This window comes from Microbacterium sp. M28 (genome assembly GCF_025836995.1).
GTDB lineage: Bacteria > Actinomycetota > Actinomycetes > Actinomycetales > Microbacteriaceae > Microbacterium.
Window position 1 is genome coordinate 1300299 of sequence record NZ_CP107546.1, and the last position, 20942, is coordinate 1321240.

Genomic DNA, 20942 nt, shown 5'->3' on the forward strand with positions numbered 1-20942 from the left:
ACTCAGCCACGACCCACGAGGATGTGACACATGGCCGCCGATGCGCCTGCCCTGACCCGTACCGAGACCGATTCGCTCGGCAGCATGGAGATCCCTGCGGACGCCTACTGGGGCATCCACACGGCCCGTGCCGACGCGAACTTCCCGATCAGCAAGCGACCGATCTCGGTGTACCCGGATCTGGTGCGGGCGCTCGCGATGGTGAAGCAGGCCAGCGCACGGGCCAACCGGGAGATCGGCGTGCTCGACGCCGAGCGGGCGGACCTGATCGACGCGGCGGCCCAGCGTGTGATCGACGGCGAGTTCCACGATCAGTTCACGGTGGGCGTCATCCAGGGCGGTGCGGGCACCTCGACGAACATGAACGCCAACGAGGTCATCACCAATATCGCGCTCGAGATGGCGGGCCGTTCGAAGGGCGACTACGCGTTCCTGTCGCCGATCGATCACACGAACCGCAGCCAGTCCACGAACGACGTGTACCCGACCGCGATCAAGGTCGGTCTGTCGCTGACGCTGCGCTCGCTGCTGGAGGAGCTCGATCTGCTTCGCCGATCGTTCCTGGCGAAGGCGGGGGAGTTCCACAACGTCCTCAAGGTCGGACGGACGCAGCTGCAGGATGCCGTGCCGATGACGCTCGGACAGGAGTTCCACGGGTTCGCGACCACCCTCGGCGAGGATCACAGCCGGTTGACCGAGAACGCCTCGCTGATGTTCGAGGTCAACATGGGGGCGACCGCGATCGGCACCGGCATCACGACGCATCCCGACTACGCACCGGCGGTGATCAAGCACCTGCGTGCGATCACCGAGCTCGACCTGTCGACCGCGACCGACCTCGTGGAATCGACCAGCGACACCGGCGCCTTCATGTCGTTCTCGTCCTCCCTCAAGCGCAACGCCATCAAGCTGTCCAAGATCTGCAACGACCTGCGCCTGCTCTCCTCGGGCCCGCAGGCCGGACTCGGCGAGATCAACCTGCCGGCCAAGCAGGCCGGCTCGAGCATCATGCCTGGCAAGGTCAATCCGGTGATCCCCGAGGTCGTCAACCAGGTCGCCTTCGCGGTCGTCGGCGCCGATGCGACGGTGACGATGGCCGTCGAGGGCGGGCAGCTGCAGCTGAACGCGTTCGAGCCGGTCATCGCGCACTCGATCTTCCAGTCCATCACCTGGATGCGGCAGGCGATGTGGACGCTGCGCGTCAACTGCGTCGACGGGATCACGGCGAACACGGACCGCCTCGGTGCGATGGTCGGCGCCTCCGTCGGCGTCATCACGGCCCTCACGCCGTTCATCGGCTACGCGGCGGCGGCCGCCCTGGCCAAGACCGCTCTGCTGACCAACCGCAACGTCGCCGACCTCGTCGTCGAGGCGGAGCTCATGACGCGCGACGAGGTCACCAAGCAGCTCTCGCCGGCTCGGCTGTCGGGTCTCGAGGCGGTCACCCAGGCGATCCCGATCATCACGCCCGAGGTCAGCGGCTGACACCGCGCCCGCGCTGCCGGATCAGTCGTGGCTCCGGCAGTGCGTGGTGAGCTCGCCGATCCCGTCGATGCCGACGGTGACCGTCGAACGGTCGCGGAGGAAGATCTGCGGGTCGCGCGAGTATCCGGCGCCCCCGGGGCTTCCGGTGGAGATGAGTGTGCCGGGAAGCAGCGTGATCGACTGGGACAGATGGGCGATGAGCTTGGCCACCGAGCGCACCATCTGACCCGTCGACGCGTCCTGGACAGTCCGTCCGTCGACGATCGTCCAGATGTGCAGATCCTGCGGATCGGCGATCTCGTCGGCCGTGACGACGAAGGGTCCGGTCGGGGTGAAGCCGTCGAACGACTTGCACCGTGACCACTGCGCCTCCGAGAACTGGATGTCGCGGGCGGTGATGTCGTTGACGACCGTGTAGCCCCAGACGTGGGAGAGCGCATCATCGACGGAGACGTCCTTGGCTGCGCGCCCGATGAGCACGCCCAGTTCTGCCTCGTAGTCGACGGACTCGCTGAGCGACCGCGGCCATCGGGTGGTCTGCTGGTGCCCTGTGAGCGAGTTGGGCCACAGAGTGAAGACGGTCGGTGCCGTGTCGGTCTTGAGGCCGAGTTCGCTCGAATGCGCCGCGTAGTTGAGGCCGACCGCGAGGACGACCGGTGGGGAGATGACCGCCGACGCCCAGCCGAATCCGGTGAGCGGATGCCGCGGCGCGGCGTCGGCCGCCAGCGCGGCGCGCACCGCGTCCAACGCCTCGTCGCCGGCGTCGATGAGATGCTGCAGCGTGGCAGGGGCGACGTCGAGGAGATCGGAGACCAGGATCGCGTCCGCACCGTCGATGACCGCGAGCACGGCGTCGGGCGAGTCGGAACGCACCAGATGGGCGAATCGCATGCTCCTACGCTACCCGGAGGTCCGGCTGATGCGGGCGCCAGTGCCTCTAGGCTCTATCCATGACCACCGGAGGATCCGACCAGCCTCAGCAGTCCTACCTGCCGCCGTCGGCGCAGGCGCCTGTTCCGCCGCCGCCGCAGCCGAATCCCCAGCCGGGACATGCACCTGCTCCGCAGGTGTCGCACGGGCAACCGCCGCAGTACGCGCCGCCGACCCAGCCGCCGGCTCCGCCCCGACAGGGCTTCGCCGCGCCGCAGCAGGCGGCCTACGCGCCACCGCAGCAGCCGCAGTACACGCCGGCGCCGTTCGGTCGACCCGTGTACGCGTCCGCGCTCGCGCAGCCTGCCCTCTACGCACCGCCCGCGGCACCGGCCGCTCCGGCCCCGGCACCCGCGATCCCCGCGCTGCCGATGCCGGTCCGGAAGGGGCGGACGGTCTCGATCTGGTTGTTCGGCGTGCTCGGCTTCCTGCTGCTCGCGCTGGCCGGCTACTTCGTCTGGGCCCTCGGCTCCGTGGCATCGATCATCGGGCTCGTGCTGGCGCTGATCCCGCTCGCCATCGTCTTCTTCGGCGTGCGCCTCATCGACCGCTGGGAGCCGGAGCCCAAGCGCATCGTGATCTTCGCGATCGCCTGGGGTGCGATCGCCGCGGTCGGTCTCACCCTGCTGTTCGACGTGATGTTCGGCGTCGACGACGTCGACGCGGCGGCGGTGATCCAGGCGCCCATCGTCGAGGAGCTCTTCAAGGGCCTCGGCGTGTTCCTCATCTACCTGATGGCCAGGCGGACCTTCGACGGTCCCGTGGACGGCATCGTCTACGGCGCGCTGGTCGGCGCCGGCTTCGCATTCACCGAGAACATCCAGTACTTCGCCATCAGCCTGCTCGAGGGCGGGGGAGAGCAGCTCACCATGACCTTCGTGCTGCGCGGGCTCATGTCGCCCTTCGCGCACGCCATGTTCACGGCGCTGACCGGGTTCGCGATCGGCCTCGCGGCACGGCGCGGAGCATCGGTCGCCGGTGTGCTCGGTGCCGGTGCGCTGGGCATGCTCGGCGCGATGCTGCTGCACGGATTCTGGAACGGCTCGGCGACGTTCGCCGACTTCTTCGTGCTGTACGTGACGCTGCAGGTGCCGCTGTTCGTCGGATTCATCCTCGGCATCGTCGCTCTCAAGCGCGAGGAGGCCCGCCTGACCAGAGAACGGCTGTCCGAGTACGCGGTCGCGGGGTGGTTCACGCCGCAGGAGGTCGACATGCTCGCGACGCGCGCCGGCCGCAAAGTCGGGCTCGCCTGGGCGGCGACGCTGCGCGGCGACCGGCGCCCGATCATGCGCGGGTTCATCAAGGATGCGACGGCGCTCGCCGCCGTCCGTCAGCGCGCGATCAGCGGTCGCGACCGCTACGCGGCAGAGGATGAGCGCGCCCTGCTGATGCGCACGAGGGCGGCGAGGGCCGCGCTGCTCGCGTACTGAACAGTGGGCCGTCCATAGCAAGACTCAGCGCCCGGTGCTGCGGCGATGCCTGCGAGACTCCCGGGCGCTGAGTTGATCTGTGACCAGGGTGCACCCGGTCGGTCACGCTGTCAAGAGGTACTTCGGCTGGCCTCGGGCGCCCAGGACGGCCCGACGCCGGGGCCTCACGCGGGCGTCTCGTCTTTGTTCGCTGTGAGCACGGTTCGTCACGTTGACCGGCGCAGTGGGCTCGGGTTGGATGGAGGCATGACTGATCGCACGAAGCCTGAGTTCGACGCTCCCGCCGGTCCCGCTCCTACGGAGCTCGTGGTCCGAGACATCATCGAGGGTGACGGCCCCGAGGCCAAGCCCGGCGACACCGTGACCGTGCACTACGCCGGTGTCGAGTTCGACTCCGGTGAAGAGTTCGACTCCTCCTGGGGCCGCGGCGAGACCATCCAGTTCCCGCTGCGCGGCCTGATCCAGGGCTGGCAGGACGGCATCCCCGGCATGAAGGTGGGCGGTCGTCGTGAGCTGGTCATCCCGCCGCACCTCGCGTACGGTCCCGCCGGCGCCGGGCACTTCCTCTCCGGCAAGACCCTGATCTTCATCATCGATCTGGTCGCCGTCGGCTGAACCGTTCGAAGGCCTCCGTCTCGCATCGAGCCGGAGGCCTTCGTCATGTCACCGGTTGTTCGGAATACATTCACACGCATACGAGTTACCCTGTATCGAACGCCGCGGATGCGGCCCGATCTTCTCGAGGAGAGCACATGAGCACCATCGACATTCCCGGCTACCGCGCAGGCACCTGGGTTCTGGACCCCGCACACAGCGAGGTGACCTTCAGCGTCCGCCACATGATGATCTCGAAGGTCCGCGGGACTTTCGGAATGAAGAGCGCCACGCTCGTGGCTCCGGAGAACCCGCTGGATGCCAAGGTCACCGCGAGCGTCGATGTCGCTTCGGTGGACACGAAGGACGAGGGGCGCGACACGCACCTGCGCTCGGCCGACTTCTTCGACGCCGAGAACCACCCGACCATGGAGTTCGTCTCGACCGGCGCCCGCCTCGAGGACGGCGACTTCCTGGTGGACGGCGACCTGACGATCCGCGGCACCACGAAGCCGGTCACCTTCGCGCTCGATTTCGGCGGCTTCGGCGTCGACCCGTGGGGCAACTACAAGGCCGGCGCTTCGGCGACCACGACGATCAACCGTGAGGACTTCGGTCTCACCTGGAACGCCGCACTCGAGACCGGCGGCGTGCTCGTCGGCAAGGACATCACGATCAACCTCGACCTGCAGGGCTCGCTTCAGCAGGACTGACGGCTTCGTCGACGGAGAACCCCGCGTCCGCCAGGACGCGGGGTTCTCCGCATCCCGGGCGATGAGCCCGCGTCGCCGGACCGCTCTCGGCCTGGTAGACTCGTTCAGTTGCCGTTCGATCGGCCGCGGATAAAGAGAGCCCACGCATCAGGCGTCGGGCGCCGCGCAACAAGCAGAGAGGGGATCGAATCTATGGCACTGGAAGCAGACGTCAAGAAGGCGATCATCGAAGAGTACGCGACGCACCCCGGTGACACCGGATCCCCCGAGGTGCAGGCCGCGATGCTGACGCAGCGCATCAAGGACCTGACCGAGCACCTGAAGGAGCACAAGCACGACCACCACTCGCGTCGTGGTCTGTTCCTGCTCGTCGGTCAGCGCCGCCGTCTGCTCGGCTACCTCCAGGGCGTCGACATCGAGCGTTACCGCTCGCTGATCGCGCGCCTGGGTCTTCGCCGATAACGCGAAGCGAGCCAGCGTACAATCGCGCAGAACATTCTTGAGAAGGCCTCCCCACGGTGTGGGGAGGCCTTCGTCCTGTCCGGGCGGCGTCGTCCACCCGGGCGGCGGGACTACACGGACAGTGCGATCAGATCCGCGTGGTGGATGGCCGCGACGTCCGGATGCGCCCGCAGGCGAGATTTCAGCGCGTTCTCGCCGTAGAGGCTGTGGATGGGGTTGTCCGGATCCTGGGTGACGCCGGTGGCCTGCGCCGCGAGCTCCGTCGGCAGGTCGATGATCGGCAGCGTGCGGTCCAGGGCCGGGTTGAAGAAGAAGGGCACCGAGATGCGCTCATCCGGAGCCTTCGGCGAGATCACGCGGTGGTTGGTCGCCTTCAGATAGCCGCCCGTGGCGTACTCCAGCAGTTCGCCGATGTTGACCACGAACGCCCCGTCCACCGGCGGCGCTGACACCCAGTCGCCGTCGCGCTCGACCTGCAGGCCGCCTTTGCCCGGTTCGACCCACAGCAGGGTCAGCACTCCGGAGTCCTTGTGCGCACCGACGCCCTGCTGCGGCTCCGGTTCGTGCGTGCCCGGATAGCGGACGATCTTGATCAGTGTCGACGGCTCGCCGAAGTTCGCCTCGAAGTAGTCCTCCTCGGCGCCGAGCGCGAGCGCCCAGGCGCGCAGCAGCTTCCTGGCCACCTCGCTGAGCTTCGCGTGCCACTCCAGGACGATCTCCTGCAGCTCCGGCTGCGCGCTCGGCCAGAGGTTCGGGCCGATCAGGCGGTTGAACGACGGGCCGCCCTTGACCGCCTCGCGTTCGGGGCCGATGTCGATCTGCTCACGCCAGTCCACCTGGCCCTGCGTGCGCTCTCCGCCGATGCGCGTGTACCCGCGGAAGTGCGGGCTCTTGATGTTCTCGACCGCGAGCTTCTCCTTCTCCGGCAGGGCGAAGAATTCCTTCGCGGCCTGATGGAGACGGGCGGTGAGCTCGGCGGAGACGCCGGTGCCGGTGAGATAGAAGAACCCGACGTCGTGCGTCGCTGCGCGCAGGTCGTCGCGGAACCGTGCGGCGGCCTCGGAGCCCGCATCGAGGCGCGACAGGTCGAGGATCGGGAGGTTCAGGTCTGCCATGAACCGAGGCTAGGCGCGCCGGGCCGCCGGGGCGAGCCGTGTTGCGCCGCGTTACCGAGGGGCGGTCACTCGCGCGCTCTGGGCCTGCGTGAGCCGGTCGGGTCGTTGCGGCGATCCGGATTCGGGACGAGCGAACGGTCCCGGAACAGCCACGCAGGGCGCGGTTCGACGAGCGGGCGGAACAGCCAGCGGACGGGCCGCGTCGCGAGGACGATCGCGATGGCCACGGACAGCAGGATGACGCTGGGCAACCAGAGCCAGGTCGGTTCGGCATCGCGCAGGATGCCGGATTCGCGGAACGGGTACAGGATGAACGAGTGCAGCAGATAGACGTACATCGTGTACTGGCCGAACTGCGTCCACCAGGTCGTCCGTCGGGGGATGAGCACGAAGAACGCGGCGCTGAGCAGCAGTCCGACGCCGATCAGGGCGAGGCGCACGCCACCGGACCACCATGCGTCGTTGCCGAGGTCCGCGTAAGAGTCGTCGTAGAAGAACCACTTGTCCATGTCGATGCTGGACCACAGCTCCACCCAGTTCCAAGCCACGAAGGCGTCGATCGCGAAGATCACGACGGCGACCAGCCGCAGCCACCACGGCCGGAAGTCGATCAGCCGGAACCTGTCGACGACGTCGTGCTCCCGAAGCCACCAGCCCAGGACGAAGAACGGTAGGAAGCCGAGCGTGCGCGAGAGCGAGAACGTGCTGTCGACGTTGGGCAGGTACCCCGCTCCGATCGAGATCAGCAGTGCCCAGAGCAGCGGCCAGCGCAGGAGGGCGAGGTAGGGGAGCACGAGCCGGAAGATGCCGAGAGCCAGAAGGAACCAGAGCGTCCAGGACGGCTCGGTGAGATTCGGAGACGCCTGACCCTCCACGAGCCACTTCGTCAGGGTCCACAGCATCTCGAAGATGACGTACGGCACCAGGATGTCCGTGATGACCCGCGCCATCTGGCGCTTGGTCGGCGGCGCGGACTTCGAGAAGTAGCCGGCGATGATCGCGAACGCGGGCATGTGGAAGGCGTAGAACGACAGGTACAGCGCCATGGCGATGTCGGAGTCGTAGGTGAGACGCTGGATGGCGTGACCCAGCACCACCAGCACGATGCAGGCGTAGCGGGCGTTGTCCCAGAAGGGAACACGACGGCGAGGCCGCTGGATCGATCCGGTGACGGGGCCGGTCGGAGGATGCGCGGCACTGCTCATCCTCCGAGGCTACCCGGGGTTCGGGAATAAAGTTGTGCGCACCGCGTTGACACAGATACATTCAAACGAATACAACTGGATGCCTCGGCATCCGTCCTGGAGGCATCACATGAGCGAGCAGACCGTCACCGCGGGGATGCAGTTCGGCATCTTCAGCGTCAGCGACATCACGCAGAACCCGGTCACGGGTGAGACGCCGAGCGAGGCGCAGAAGATCAAGGACGCAATCACGATCGCGAAGCACGTCGAGGACGTGGGGCTGGACGTCTATGCCATCGGCGAGCACCACAACCCGCCGTTCTGGTCGTCCTCGCCCTCGACGACGCTCGCCGCGATCGCCGGTCAGACCGATCGGATCATCCTCTCCACGTCGACCACGCTGATCACTACGAACGACCCGGTCAAGATCGCCGAGGACTTCGCGATGCTCCAGCATGTGTCGGACGGTCGCACCGACATCATGCTCGGCCGCGGTAACACCGGCCCCGTGTACCCGTGGTTCGGCAAGGACATCCGCCAGGGACTCCCGCTCGCGATCGAGAGCTACAACCTGCTGCACCGGCTGTGGCGCGAGGACGTCGTGGACTGGGAGGGCAAGTTCCGTACCCCTTTGCAGGGCTTCACGTCGACACCGCGTCCGCTCGACGGCGTCGCGCCGTTCGTGTGGCACGGTTCGATCCGCACGCCCGAGATCGCCGAGCAGGCCGCGTACTACGGCGACGGCTTCTTCGCGAACAACATCTTCTGGCCCAAGGAGCACTACCAGCGGCTGATCGAGCTGTACCGCCAGCGCTGGGCGCACTACGGCCACGGCGATCCCGAGACCGCGATCGTGGGACTGGGCGGCCAGGTGTTCATGCGCGCGAACTCGCAGGACGCCGTGAACGAGTTCCGCCCGTTCTTCGACAACGCACCGGTGTACGGCCACGGCCCCAGCATGGAGGACTTCACGGAGATGACGCCGCTGACGGTCGGCTCGCCGCAGCAGGTCATCGACCGGTACGCCGCGATGCGTGACACGTTCGGCGACTATCAGCGTCAGCTGTTCCTCATCGATCACGCGGGGCTGCCGCTGAAGACGGTGCTCGAACAGCTCGACATCCTCGGTGGAGAGGTGGTTCCGGTGCTCCGGCGCGAGTTGGCCGAGAATCGTCCCGCCTCCGTGCCGGATGCCCCGACGCACGCGTCTCTGGTCGCCGCAGCCTACGGCGACGGGCCCGCACGGGAGGCGCGCCCCGGCGCGAACCGCGGCGACAACCTCACCGCGGGTTCGCCGTACCAGGACACCCCGCAGCCCGCGGGTGCCGCATTCGGCGTCGGCCGGAAGGAGGCCTGAGATGACCATGCGTCGGATCGCGGTCGTGTCGGCGGGGTTGTCGAACCCGTCCTCCACCCGCATGCTCGCCGACCGGCTGGCAGCCGAGACGACTCGGCTGCTCGCCGAGCGCGACATCGAGGTCAGCGTCGATGTGATCGAGCTGCGCGATCTCGCGCACGACATCACGAACAACCTGCTGACCGGCTTCGCCCCGCCCGCGCTGGAGACGGCGATCAACACGGTCGTCTCCGCGGATGCCCTGATCGCCGTGACCCCGATCTTCTCGACGAGCTATTCGGGGCTGTTCAAGTCGTTCATCGACGTCCTCGATGTCGACTCGCTGACGGGCAAACCCGTCCTCCTCGGCGCCAATGCCGGTACGGCTCGGCACTCGCTTGCGATCGACTACGCGATCCGGCCGCTGTTCGCGTACCTGCACGCGGAGCCGGTCTCGACCGGCGTGTTCGCGGCATCCAGCGACTGGGGCGGCGGAGGCGATGAGGTCGCTCCGCTCGGCAAGCGCGTCGAGAAGGGCGCCAGGGAACTGGCCGACGCCATCGCACGCAAGGATGCCGCCGTCACCGGCGACCCCTTCGATCCGGCGACGTACCTGGGTGAGGGGCGATCGTTCGGACACCTGCTCGGCGGTCTCGCCGGCGAGTGAGACGGAGCGTCACCCGTCAGGACAGAACGAAGGCCGCCCCGATCGGGGCGGCCTTCTCTGTGCGGTCAACCGCTCTTGCGTCGGAACTCGCGGTGCGTCTGGGCCGAGTGCGTCCCGTGGATGGCGGAATCGCCGTCCAGGTGCGCCTCGCCCTGGCGATGCTGCGCGTTCTTCTTCTCGAGCGCTTCCTTGAACTTGCGCTTCATCTCGTCCGAGGAGGAGACGGCGTCGTCTGGCGTGCTCATGCCGCCAGCCTAGTCGGACCGCGGCGCAGAAGGGGAGGGGCTCTTCCGACGCGTGCGGCGCCGGAGCACCAGATCGATGAGCGCCCCGATCGCGACGGCGCAGACCACGGACACGATGATCGCGACCACAGGGCCGCCGGGCAGGATCGTCGCGACGAGCGCTCCGATCGCGGCCTGGTAGGCGGCCCAGCCCGTCGCGGCGAGCGACACGAGAGCGGCGTAGCGGGGGAGCGGGATGCGCGTCGCGCCGGCGGTCACGTTGATCGCGAGCCGTGCGAACGGGATGAAGCGCGCCGTGAACAGGACGACGGCCGTGCCGGATTCGAGGCGCCCTCTGGCCCAGCGGCGCGCTGACCGGACGCGCTCGGACCGCATCCATCGCCAGCGCTCGGTCCCGGCCCAGCGGCCGATCGCATAGCAGAGCAGATCGCCCGACATCGCCGCGACGGCGGCGCAGGCGATCACGGCCCACAACGGCGGTGCGCCGGTGGAGATGGCGAGAGCACCGAGAGCCGTCACCGCGATCTCGCCTGGCACGACGACGAAGAACGCGTCGCCGAGGACCAGCAGGGACATCACCGCGAGGGCCCAGGGACCTGTGACGAGTTCGGTGACGCCATCCGTGATCACTCCGCCACTCTGGCGCGGCGAGGTGAACGGGAACCGAATCGGGGATAGCGGGTGACGGGCAGTCGTGCAACGGGTGAACTCTGCGCGACAACGGGTGCTGCGGTCGGGTCGGGCCGCAGCGGCGCGGGATCCTGGCACGGTGAGAGTCGCGATCGTGACCGAATCCTTCCTTCCGCACATGAACGGCGTGACGGGATCCGTCATGCAGATCCTGCGTCATCTCGAGCGCGAGGGGCACGCAGCCCACATCCTCGCACCGGATGCCGTCGGCATTCCGCAGTCGCTGCACGGCGCGAGGGTGGAGCCGGTGCCGAGCCTCGCGCTGCCCGGGTACCGCAACGTGCGCGTCGGCGCGGCCACCGCGCACCGCGTGGCGGCGTCCCTGCAGCGCTTCCGCCCCGACGTCGTCCATCTCGCGTCGCCGTTCGCGCTCGGCTGGCGGGGCGTGCTCGCGGCCGGCCGGCTCGGCGTTCCGGCGGTCGCGGCGTACCAGACCGATGTCGCCGCGTACACCGAGCGCTACGGCCTTGCGGCGACGACGACCTTCGCGCAGAACCACATCGTGCGCCTGCACCGTCGGGCGACCCTCACGCTCGCACCGTCGTCGGAGTCCGAGCAGCAGCTCGCGGGTCTCGGCGTCGATCGGATCAGGCGATGGGGCAGAGGCGTCGATGCCGAACGCTTCCAGCCGAGTCGGCGCGACGCGGGCTGGCGGCGGACGTCGGCCGAAGAGGTGCTGGTCGGCTACGTCGGACGGCTGGCTGCGGAGAAGCAGGTCGAGGATCTGCGCGCGCTGCGAGGGATTCCCGGAGTGCGCCTGGTCATCATCGGAGAGGGGCCGGCCAGGGCGCGCCTGGAGGCGATGATGCCGGAGGCGCTGTTCCTCGGGCACCTCGAAGGCGACGAGCTCGCGACCGCGATGGCGTCGCTCGACGTGTTCGTGCACCCGGGCGAGAGCGAGACGTTCGGGCAGACGCTGCAGGAGGCGCACGCCAGCGGCGTGCCGATCGTGGCGACGGGAAGCGGAGGTCCACTGGATCTCGTGCGGATGGGCATCGACGGCTGGTTGTACCGCCCCGGTGACCTGGACGACCTGCGCATGCGCGTCGCAGACCTGGCCGGCGACGCGCGCAAGCGACGCGCGTTCGGCGAAGCAGGCCGCATCGCCGTGTCCGGTCGCAGCTGGTCGACGGTGTGCACTCAGCTTCTCGATCATTTCGGCGAGGCCGCGACGCTCCACGCCGTCGACCGGTCGCTGCGCTCGCCGCGCACGCGTAGGCCGGAGCCCGCGGTGTCCTACCCGGGGCGCCGCTGGAACCGTTTCGTGGCGCTCGGCGACTCGCTCACCGAAGGGCTCTGCGACCCGGCGCCGGACGGTGCGCTGCGCGGCTGGGCCGATCGGCTGGCGCTGTTGCTCGCGGCGCGAGGCGGGCTGCACTACGCCAACCTCGCCGTGCGCTCGCGGCGCGTCGACGACGTGTGCGGTGAGCAGCTGCGGCGGGCGCGCGAGCTCCGCCCCGACCTCGTGTCGATCCTGGTGGGGGCGAACGATCTGGTGCGATCGGACGCCGACGTCGCCGCACTGGCGGACAAGCTGGAGGGTGCGGTGCGCACGCTCCGAGCCGACGGCGCCGATGTGCTGCTCGTGACGCCGTTCCTTCCCGATCGCCGAGCCGCCGGGCTGTTCGCGCGGAGGTTCGGCGCGTTCGCGGGTGCGCTCGCGGAGATCGCGGAGCGCACCGGAGCCATGCTGCTGGACACCGATCTGCATCCGTCCCTCGCGGATCGCTCCAACTGGGGCGAAGACCTCGTCCATCTCGGCAGTCGGGGCCACCGGTTCCTCGCGTATCGCGCCGGAGAGGTGCTGGACGTGCCGCACGCGGAGGCGCTCGGCGCCCTGGATGCCGTGCTCCACGAATCCGAGTCGAGCACGCGGGCGGCCTGGTGGCGCGACCATGCGCTGCCGTGGGCGTGGCGGAGGATGCGCGGACGCGTCGCCGGTGACGGGCGCGTGGCCAAGCACGACGACTACGTGTACATCGGCCGGTCGACCAGCCTGCGCCAGGCGCGGGTGAGCTGAGTCGCTGTCGGTCGGCGGGCGTGCGTTCAGCGGCGTCCCATGCCGTGATACCGCCAGTCGGCTGCGCGCCAGCTGCTCGGATCCAGGCAGTTGCGGCCGTCGACGATGATCCGCCGGGCCACCAGGGCACCGGCGCGGTCCGGGTCCATCTCCCGGCGGTACAGGTCCCACTCGGTCACGAGGACCACGGCATCCGCACCCCGCAGGGCCTCATCGCGGTCGTCGGCGTAGGCGAGCTGAGGATGCAGCGCACGCGCGTTCTCGAGCGCGGCCGGATCCGTCACGACGACATCGGCGCCCAGACCGCGCAGCCGGACGGCGACCTCGAGCGCCGGCGAATCCCGGATGTCGTCGCTGAACGGTTTGAAGGCGGCCCCGAGGACGGCGACGCGCGTGCCGTGCACGCGGCCGTCGAGAGCGTCGACGACCATCTGCACCGCTCGGTCCCTGCGGCGCAGGTTGATCGCGTCGACCTCCCGCAGGAACCCGACGGCGTCCCCGTGACCGAGCTCCTCCGCCCGTGCGGCGAAGGCACGGATGTCCTTGGGCAGGCATCCGCCGCCGAAGCCGATGCCGCTGCCCAGATAGCGGCGCCCGATTCGGGTGTCATGGCCGAGCGCGTCCGCGAGCAGGGTCACATCGGCGCCGACGGCCTCGGCGATCTCCGCCATCGCGTTGATGAACGAGACCTTCGTCGCGAGGAAGGCGTTGGCCGCCCCCTTCACCAGCTCGGCGGTCGCGAGGTCGGTGACCAGGAAAGGCGCGCCCGATTCGAGTGCCGTACCGTATGCCTCGCGCAGCCGCGTCGCGGCGCGCTCGCCGTCGGCGCCGTCCGGCACGCCGACGACGATGCGATCGGGGGTGATCGTGTCGTGCACGGCCCAGCCCTCGCGCAGGAACTCCGGGTTCCACACCAGGACGGCCCCGGACGGTGAGATGCGTTCGGCGATGCCCGCCGCCGTGCCCACCGGAACGGTCGACTTGCCGGCGAGCAGGTCGCCGGGGCGCAGATACGGCACGAGCGCGTCGACCGCGGCATCCACGTACCGCAGATCGGCGGCATGGGCGCCGGGGCGCTGCGGGGTGCCGACCGCGAGGAAGTGGATGTCGGCGCCACTCGCGGCCGACATCTCATCGGTGAATCGCAGACGCCCTGAGGCGAGCCCCGCCGCGAGCAGATCGTCCAGGTCCGGTTCGAAGAACGGCGCTCGACCGGAGCGCAGAGCCGCGATCCTCGCCGCATCCACGTCGACGCCGACGACGTCGTGCCCGATCGACGCCATCGCGGCCGCATGGACCGCACCGAGATAACCGCATCCGATCACTGACATGCGCATGAACCCATGTCATCGATGCGCCCGCACCGGTGTACGACCGAGGAGTGAACGCGGCATGACCGGGCGGTGACGGGTTCGGATTTCCGCTGTGATCGCGGATTCGCGAGTTCTCGCTGGTACGCTGACAGGGAGTGGAACCGGCGAGAAGCTGGTCCCCTGTGGTGGGTTCCTCGGCACGAACGGTCGGGTGGTCTTCTACTGGTGGCCAGCGCAGGTGAGATTCGCGGGAATGCCCGCGCGCCCGGACTCTCCGTCTCCGCTCCGATGCACGCTCGCGGATCACACGGACCCGCGAGAGGAAACAAAGAAGGAGAGACCTCTTGGAAGGTCCTGAAATCACCGCCACCGAGGCCGTTCTCGACAACGGCCGCTTCGGCACCCGCACCATCCGCTTCGAGACCGGACGCCTCGCTCAGCAGGCCCAGGGCTCTGTCGCGGCCTACCTCGACGGCGAGACCATGCTGCTGTCGGCCACCTCCGCAGGCAAGCACCCGCGCGAAGGCTTCGACTTCTTCCCGCTGACGGTCGACGTCGAAGAGCGCTCCTACGCAGCAGGCAAGATCCCCGGTTCGTTCTTCCGTCGCGAGGGCCGTCCCTCCACAGAGGCGATCCTCGTCTGCCGTCTGATCGACCGTCCGCTGCGTCCGTCGTTCGTCGACGGCCTGCGCAACGAGGTCCAGATCGTCATCACGGTCCTCTCGATCGCACCCGGCGAGTTCTACGACGCGCTCGCGATCAACGCGGCATCCGCCTCGACCCAGATCTCGGGTCTGCCGTTCTCCGGCCCGATCGCCGGCGTCCGCCTGGCGTTCATCCCCGGTAACGGACAGCACGAGGACCAGTGGGTCGCCTTCCCGACCGCCGAGCAGGTGTCGGAGGCCGTGTTCGACCTCATCGTCGCCGGTCGTGTGGTCACCAAGGCCGACGGCACCGAAGACGTCGCGATCATGATGGTCGAGGCCGAGGCCACCGAGAACAGCTGGAACCTGATCAAGGGCGGCGCCACCAAGCCCAACGAAGAGGTCGTCGCACAGGGCCTCGAGGCGTCCAAGCCGTTCATCGCGCAGCTGGTGAAGGCGCAGGCCGAGCTGGCCGCCACGGCATCCAAGGAGCCCGGCGTCTACCCGGTCTTCCTGCCGTACAGCCAGGAGACCTACGACTTCGTCGCGCAGCGCGCATACGACGACCTCGTCGGCGTCTACCAGATCGCCGACAAGAAGGAGCGTCAGAGCGCTGACGACGCCATCAAGGAGCGCGTCCACGCGGAGCTGCTCGCGGCCGTCGAGGCCGGCGAGCTGCAGGCTGTTGCGACCCTCGAGTTCTCGGCGGCGTACAAGTCGGTCACCAAGAAGATCGTCCGCGGACGCATCCTCAAGGACAGCGTCCGCATCGACGGTCGCGGTCTTGCGGACATCCGTCCGCTGGATGCCGAGGTGCAGGTCATCCCGCGCGTTCACGGTTCGGCGATCTTCCAGCGCGGCGAGACCCAGATCATGGGTGTCACCACGCTGAACATGCTCAAGATGGAGCAGCAGATCGACTCGCTGTCCCCGGTGACGAGCAAGCGCTACATGCACCACTACAACTTCCCGCCCTACTCCACCGGTGAGACCGGTCGTGTCGGGTCGCCGAAGCGTCGCGAGATCGGGCACGGCTTCCTCGCCGAGCGCGCCCTCGTGCCGGTGCTGCCCAGCCGCGAGGAGTTCCCCTACGCGATCCGTCAGGTCTCCGAGGCGCTGAGCTCCAACGGCTCGACGTCGATGGGTTCCGTCTGCGCCTCGACCCTGTCGCTGCTGAACGCGGGTGTGCCACTGCGCGCTCCCGTCGCCGGTATCGCCATGGGCCTGGTCTCCGACGAGGTCGACGGTCAGACCCGCTACGCGGCGCTGACCGACATCCTCGGTGCGGAGGACGCCCTCGGCGACATGGACTTCAAGGTCGCCGGCACGAGCGAGTTCGTCACGGCCATCCAGCTGGACACGAAGCTCGACGGCATCCCGTCCGAGGTCCTCGCCGGCGCCCTGACGCAGGCCAAGGACGCGCGTCTGACGATCCTGAACGTCCTCAACGCGGCGATCGACACGCCGGACGAGATGGCACCGACCGCGCCGCGCGTGATCAGTGTCCAGATCCCCGTCGACAAGATCGGCGAGCTGATCGGCCCGAAGGGCAAGACGATCAACGCGATCCAGGACGAGACCGGCGCGCAGATCTCCATCGAGGAGGACGGCACCGTCTACATCGGCGCGACCGACGGCCCTTCGGCCGAGGCCGCTCGTGCGCAGGTGAACGCGATCGCCAACCCCACCAACCCGGAGGTCGGCGAGCAGTTCCTCGGCACCGTCGTGAAGATCGCCACGTTCGGCGCCTTCATCTCGCTGCTGCCCGGCAAGGACGGCCTGCTGCACGTCACCGAGGTGCGCAAGCTCGCCGGTGGCAAGCGCGTCGAGAACGTCGATGACGTCCTCTCGGTCGGCCAGAAGATCCTCGTGAAGATCACGAAGATCGACGACCGCGGCAAGCTGTCGCTCGAGCCCGTCCTGGACGACGCTCCGGCAGCCGACGCGGCGCCCGAGGCCGAGGCCACCGAGGCCTGATCCTCTGATCGGTCGAAGACCCGGGTCTGCTCCGCACAGGAGAGGATCCGGGTCTTCGTCGTGTCCGGCGTGATGAAAACGTTATGGCGAATTCCCCCGCCGTTCGCCGGAACGGCGGGGGAGTCGACGAACGTCCTCTACTCTCGAAGAAAAGCACCGGGGGGTGCATACAGCGCATGGCAATGCAGGTCGACTCGCGGGGGTGAGAGCATGCGGATATTCGGCGTCGGTACCGCCGGGACACCCGAGGCGGCGCAGAGCGCGCTCGCGCAGCATCCGTCCGCTCCGATCCCGGTCGTCGGCCCAGGCGTGGGGGAGTCGCTGCGCGTTCCGCTCGGCGAGACCGGATTCGAGACGTTCCCGCTCATGCTGGGGGCCGCCGAGTTCGGCTGGAACGTCGATCTGGAGACCAGCCACGAGATCCTCGACCGCTACGTGGAGTTCGGCGGCAACGCCATCCACACCGCCGACGGCTTCTCGGGTGGACGCAGCGAGCACATCATCGGTCAGTGGCTGCGCTCCCGCGGGCGCAGGGACGGGATGCTGCTCAGCGCGCGCATCGGTTCGCACGCCGACAATCCGGGTCTCGGATCGGTCAACCTCGTCAGGGCGGTCGAAGGGTCCCTGACCCGACTGGGCGTCGAACGGGTCGACGTGCTGTACCTGGACGCGACCTTCGACGCGACGACGAACATCGAGGACACGCTGGCGACGGTCGAATGGCTGCGCGAAGCGGGCAAGATCGGTGCCGTCGGCGCGTTCGGATTCAGTCCGGAACGCCTCGTCGAAGCGCGCATCCTCGCCTCAGCGGGCTACCCGCGCATCGAGGTGCTCGATGCGCCGTACAACCTCGTGCGCCGGCAGCCCTTCGAGGGCGACATGCGCCTGGTCGCCGGCGCGCAGACGCTCGCCGTGACGCCGTCGCACGCGCTCGAGCACGGCTTTCTGTCCGGTCGCCATCGCAGCAAGGCGCTCGCCTCGCAGGGCGTGCGCGGAGTGCAGCTGCGCGAGCATCTGAACCGCCGCGGCAACCGCATCCTCAAAGCTCTCGATCAGGTGGCGGACGATCTGCAGGTGCCGGTCGCGGCGATCTCCGTGGCCTGGCTGCTGGCGCAGCGGACCGTGGTCGCGCCGATCGTGAACACCTTCGCGACCCAGCACGTCGATGAGCTCATGCAGGGCGCTGGTGTCGCGCTGTCGCGCACTCAGATCGCCGATCTCACCCGCGCGGGCGACTGAGCATCCGCAACCGCTCGGCTAGGCTGGACAGGCCTGCCGAAGGGGGCGGGCGACGAAGCGAGTGGGTTGTGACGCACTACATATATCTGGTCAGACATGGTGAACATCAGGATGCCGAGCACGGCGTCGATGACGGACCCCTCTCTCCTCGGGGGCAGCGGCAGGCGGAGTTGATCGCCGATCGGCTGTCCGGACTTCCGCTCGACGCCGTATGGCATTCGCCGCTGTTGCGTGCAACCGAGACGGCGCGAGCGATCTCGGCTCGACTGCCCGCGGTGGCCCCTGAGCCGTCGGCGCTGCTGTTCGACTGCGTGCCCACCGGACTCACCGAGGACACGCCGGCGGCGTTCGAGCCGTTCTTCGGATCGATCACGGATGCCGAGATCGAAGCGGGCGGCGCTCAGATGGCCGACGCGGTCAACGAGTTCCTCGTGCGCAAGCAGGGCGACGTGCACGAAGTGCTCATCACCCACAACTTCGTCGTCTCCTGGTTCGTACGGGAAGTCCTCGGCGCCCCGGAATGGCGCTGGATGACGCTGAACCAGGCGCATTGCGGCCTGACGGTGATCGCGCAGAAGCAGGGGCGTCCGTGGACGCTGCTCACGCACAACGACCTCGGTCATCTGCCCGTCGAGCTGCGGACAGGGCTTCCCGACCCCGTCCCGGTGTGACACGAGCCGGATCAGAGGAGGAGTTTGCGGTACCAGCGCGTCGCGTTCGGGTTGTGGTTGTACGCCTCGATCGACTCGAAGCCGCTGCGCTCGTACAGCGCGCCGGCGGATTCGAGCGTGTGGTGCGTGTCGAGCACGAGCTCGGTGGCGCCGAACTCCCTGGCCCGGCGCTCGAGCTCTTCCAGGATCGCCCGACCCCAGCCCTGCCCTCGCGCCTCGGGGCGCAGGAACAGATGCTTGACCTCGTAGCGGACGCCGGCATCCGAGTCGTCCAGCCTGCGGATGCCGCCGCAGCCCACCGCTGCTTCCTCGGGGCCCGCGAGCAGGAAGACGCCGGCGGGCGGTATGAACGCGCCCGGCGCCGGGAAGGTCGGCGTGTACGAGCCACCGGGGAATTCTGCTGCGCGCAGCGCGAAGTACTCGACGAGGATCGCGTGCGATTCGGGGTCGGCGGGGGAGGCGTCGCGGAACTCGAGCATGGCACCAACGCTACTGGCGTCGCGAGGGTCCCGAGCGCGCTCCGCGCGGTGTCCCGGCCGGTGACGGCCGCGAAATAGACTGGGAGCATGACCACGCAGGTAGCACTCGTCGGCGGAACCGGAAAGCTCGGATCGATCATCCGGGACGTGATCGACGGCCTCGAGGGCTTCGAGGTGTCGCGCGTGCTCACCTCGACGAGCGACTGGTCCGAGCTCGACGGTGCCGATCTCGTCGTCGACGCCTCGACCCCGCAGGTCAGCGTCGAGGTCGTCAGGGCAGCCGTCGAGCGCGGTCTCAACGTGCTCGTCGGCACGTCCGGCTGGTCGAACGAGCGCATCGCTCTGGTGCGTCCGCTCGTCGAGGCCGCCGGTACCGGTGCGGTCTTCATCCCGAACTTCTCGCTCGGCTCGGTGCTCGGCTCCGCCCTGGCATCCGCGGCCGCCCCGTTCTTCGACTCCGCGGAGATCGTCGAGGCGCATCGCGACACGAAGATCGATTCCCCCAGCGGCACGGCGGTGCGCACGGCAGAGCTGATCGCGGCCTCCCGAACCGATCAGGGGCCGGTGAGCGCTCCGCACGTCGACCAACGCGCCAGAGGTCAGCAGGTCGCCGGTGTTCCGATCCACTCCCTGCGTCGTCCTGGCGTGATCGCACGGCAGGATGTCGTCCTGTCCGGACCGGGCGAGTCGCTCACCTTCACCCACGACACGGTCGAACCGTCGCTCGCGTATGCGCCGGGCATCCGTCTCGCCGTCCCGTACGCGCTCGGCGCGCGCGGGGTGGTCGTCGGCCTGGAGAACATGGTCGACATCGGCATCCGAGCCCGTTCATGACCGCACGCATCGGCATCGTCCTGATGGGCGTCTGCCTGATCCTGTACTTCATCGTCGCCGGTCAGCAGGCGTTCCTGTTCATGGGCACAGGCGAGCCGATCGCCATCGCCATGGGTGTCGCTGCGATCGTTCTGCCGCTGATCGGTGTCTGGGCGCTGATCCGCGAGATCCAGTTCGGGGTGTCGGCCGATCGCCTCGGGCGCCGGCTGGACGCCGAGGGCGGCATGCCGGAGGCCGAGACCGAGCTGACGGCCCGCGGGAAGATCGCCGAGGCGGATGCCGAGGGCATCGTGACCCGCTATCGGGCCGCCGCGGAGTCCGCGCCGGAGGAGTGGCGTGCCCACTATCGTCTCGGCGTCGTGCAGGACGCGGCCGGGCGTCGCAAGGACGCCCGCGCCAGCATCCGCGAGGCCATCAGGGTGGAGAAGCAGACCCGCTGACGGATCCGCCCCTCCGCGGACGACGACTCAGGCGAGTGTGGCCTCGAGGGTGATCTCGATGCCGGAGAGCGCCTGCGACACCGGGCATCCGGTCTTCGCGTCCTGGGCGATCTGTTGGAACTTCTCGGCCGACAGCCCGGGAACGGACGCGTTCACGTTGAGGTGGCTGCCGGTGATGCCCGTGCCCGGCTTGAACGTGACCGATGCGGTGGTGTTGACGCGCTCGGGGGGAGTGCCGTTCTCGGCCAGGGCATGCGAGAACGCCATGCTGAAGCAGGATGCGTGAGCCGCGGCGATCAGCTCCTCCGGCGTCGTGGTCGTCTCGGAGCCCTCGCTGCGGGACTTCCAGTCGATCGGGAAGGTGCCGAGGTGCGATGTGGCGAACGACACGGTGCCGGATCCCTCGGTGAGTGAACCGGTCCAGGTGGTGGTGGCTTCGCTGGTGACGGGCATGATGTTCCTCCGAAGGTCAGG

Annotated in this window: 21 protein-coding genes; 13 read left to right on the plus strand and 8 right to left on the minus strand. The window is 68.7% G+C overall.

Translation table 11 applies throughout. From position 1 onward, the window contains the following. The first annotated feature begins 30 nt into the window (after nucleotides 1-30). Complete coding sequence (locus tag OED01_RS06390) at nucleotides 31-1485, plus strand: aspartate ammonia-lyase (protein WP_264157539.1); 1455 nt, start codon at nucleotides 31-33, stop codon at nucleotides 1483-1485. A 21-nt stretch (nucleotides 1486-1506) separates the two neighbouring features. Here OED01_RS06390 and OED01_RS06395 read toward each other — a convergent pair whose 3' ends face one another. Then, a complete protein-coding gene (locus OED01_RS06395) occupies nucleotides 1507-2376 on the minus strand; it encodes a fumarylacetoacetate hydrolase family protein (RefSeq protein WP_264157540.1) in 870 nt (289 codons plus the stop codon). A gap of 59 nt (nucleotides 2377-2435) precedes the next feature. Here OED01_RS06395 and OED01_RS06400 point away from each other — a divergent pair, with 59 nt between their 5' ends. The 4 genes from OED01_RS06400 (at nucleotide 2436) to rpsO (ending at nucleotide 5614) form a co-directional block, all read left to right on the plus strand. Next, entirely contained in the window at nucleotides 2436-3845 is a 1410-nt protein-coding gene (locus OED01_RS06400; protein WP_264157541.1) for a PrsW family intramembrane metalloprotease, read from the plus strand. Between the two features lie 246 nt (nucleotides 3846-4091). Then, on the plus strand, nucleotides 4092-4460 hold the full coding sequence (locus OED01_RS06405; RefSeq protein WP_264157542.1) for an FKBP-type peptidyl-prolyl cis-trans isomerase: 369 nt from the start codon (nucleotides 4092-4094) through the stop codon (nucleotides 4458-4460). A gap of 137 nt (nucleotides 4461-4597) precedes the next feature. Beyond that, nucleotides 4598-5152, plus strand: a complete 555-nt coding sequence (locus OED01_RS06410; protein WP_264157543.1) for a YceI family protein — start codon at nucleotides 4598-4600, stop codon at nucleotides 5150-5152. 192 nt (nucleotides 5153-5344) lie between these two features. After that, entirely contained in the window at nucleotides 5345-5614 is a 270-nt protein-coding gene (gene rpsO, locus OED01_RS06415; RefSeq protein ID WP_144877366.1) for a 30S ribosomal protein S15, read from the plus strand. A gap of 110 nt (nucleotides 5615-5724) precedes the next feature. Here the strand turns inward: rpsO and OED01_RS06420 are convergent, their stop codons facing one another. Beyond that, nucleotides 5725-6729, minus strand: a complete 1005-nt coding sequence (locus OED01_RS06420; protein WP_264157544.1) for an isopenicillin N synthase family dioxygenase — start codon at nucleotides 6727-6729, stop codon at nucleotides 5725-5727. Nucleotides 6730-6794: 65 nt separating this feature from the next. Continuing rightward, on the minus strand, nucleotides 6795-7934 hold the full coding sequence (locus OED01_RS06425; RefSeq protein WP_264157545.1) for an acyltransferase family protein: 1140 nt from the start codon (nucleotides 7932-7934) through the stop codon (nucleotides 6795-6797). 109 nt (nucleotides 7935-8043) lie between these two features. On the opposite strand from OED01_RS06425, the gene OED01_RS06430 reads away from it, so the two are divergent. Next, nucleotides 8044-9270 (plus strand): LLM class flavin-dependent oxidoreductase, encoded by a 1227-nt coding sequence (locus OED01_RS06430; protein WP_264157546.1) that lies wholly within the window; start codon nucleotides 8044-8046, stop codon nucleotides 9268-9270. Between the two features lies 1 nt (nucleotide 9271). Then, nucleotides 9272-9916 (plus strand): FMN reductase, encoded by a 645-nt coding sequence (locus OED01_RS06435; protein ID WP_264157547.1) that lies wholly within the window; start codon nucleotides 9272-9274, stop codon nucleotides 9914-9916. A 65-nt stretch (nucleotides 9917-9981) separates the two neighbouring features. Here the strand turns inward: OED01_RS06435 and OED01_RS06440 are convergent, their stop codons facing one another. Both OED01_RS06440 and OED01_RS06445 read right to left on the minus strand, forming a co-directional pair. Continuing rightward, the gene (locus tag OED01_RS06440) at nucleotides 9982-10161 is read right to left on the minus strand and encodes a DUF5302 domain-containing protein (protein ID WP_264157548.1); all 180 of its coding nucleotides are present in this window, start codon (nucleotides 10159-10161) and stop codon (nucleotides 9982-9984) included. A gap of 9 nt (nucleotides 10162-10170) precedes the next feature. Next, complete coding sequence (locus tag OED01_RS06445) at nucleotides 10171-10791, minus strand: DedA family protein (RefSeq protein WP_264157549.1); 621 nt, start codon at nucleotides 10789-10791, stop codon at nucleotides 10171-10173. 154 nt (nucleotides 10792-10945) lie between these two features. Between OED01_RS06445 and OED01_RS06450 the strand changes: the two genes are divergently transcribed. Further along, on the plus strand, nucleotides 10946-12871 hold the full coding sequence (locus tag OED01_RS06450; protein WP_264157550.1) for a GDSL-type esterase/lipase family protein: 1926 nt from the start codon (nucleotides 10946-10948) through the stop codon (nucleotides 12869-12871). Between the two features lie 26 nt (nucleotides 12872-12897). On the opposite strand, the gene OED01_RS06455 is transcribed toward OED01_RS06450, so the two are convergent. After that, complete coding sequence (locus tag OED01_RS06455; RefSeq protein WP_264157551.1) at nucleotides 12898-14208, minus strand: UDP-glucose dehydrogenase family protein; 1311 nt, start codon at nucleotides 14206-14208, stop codon at nucleotides 12898-12900. A gap of 320 nt (nucleotides 14209-14528) precedes the next feature. On the opposite strand from OED01_RS06455, the gene OED01_RS06460 reads away from it, so the two are divergent. From OED01_RS06460 to OED01_RS06470, 3 genes are all read left to right on the plus strand, one after another. Beyond that, nucleotides 14529-16805: a polyribonucleotide nucleotidyltransferase gene (locus OED01_RS06460; RefSeq protein ID WP_264157552.1), complete on the plus strand. Its 2277-nt coding sequence runs from the start codon at nucleotides 14529-14531 to the stop codon at nucleotides 16803-16805. A 210-nt stretch (nucleotides 16806-17015) separates the two neighbouring features. Continuing rightward, nucleotides 17016-18044: an aldo/keto reductase gene (locus OED01_RS06465; RefSeq protein ID WP_264157553.1), complete on the plus strand. Its 1029-nt coding sequence runs from the start codon at nucleotides 17016-17018 to the stop codon at nucleotides 18042-18044. Between the two features lie 68 nt (nucleotides 18045-18112). Continuing rightward, the gene (locus OED01_RS06470; protein ID WP_264157554.1) at nucleotides 18113-18715 is read left to right on the plus strand and encodes a histidine phosphatase family protein; all 603 of its coding nucleotides are present in this window, start codon (nucleotides 18113-18115) and stop codon (nucleotides 18713-18715) included. Nucleotides 18716-18726: 11 nt separating this feature from the next. On the opposite strand, the gene OED01_RS06475 is transcribed toward OED01_RS06470, so the two are convergent. Next, on the minus strand, nucleotides 18727-19194 hold the full coding sequence (locus OED01_RS06475; RefSeq protein WP_264157555.1) for a GNAT family N-acetyltransferase: 468 nt from the start codon (nucleotides 19192-19194) through the stop codon (nucleotides 18727-18729). 87 nt (nucleotides 19195-19281) lie between these two features. Between OED01_RS06475 and dapB the strand changes: the two genes are divergently transcribed. Continuing rightward, nucleotides 19282-20028, plus strand: coding sequence for a 4-hydroxy-tetrahydrodipicolinate reductase (gene dapB, locus OED01_RS06480; protein WP_264157556.1), 747 nt, complete (start codon nucleotides 19282-19284; stop codon nucleotides 20026-20028). Continuing rightward, nucleotides 20025-20468, plus strand: a complete 444-nt coding sequence (locus tag OED01_RS06485; RefSeq protein WP_264157557.1) for a hypothetical protein — start codon at nucleotides 20025-20027, stop codon at nucleotides 20466-20468. The genes dapB and OED01_RS06485 overlap by 4 nt, the downstream gene beginning before the upstream one ends. A 27-nt stretch (nucleotides 20469-20495) precedes the next feature. Here the strand turns inward: OED01_RS06485 and OED01_RS06490 are convergent, their stop codons facing one another. Then, a complete protein-coding gene (locus OED01_RS06490; RefSeq protein ID WP_264157558.1) occupies nucleotides 20496-20921 on the minus strand; it encodes an OsmC family peroxiredoxin in 426 nt (141 codons plus the stop codon). Nucleotides 20922-20942: the final 21 nt, after the last annotated feature.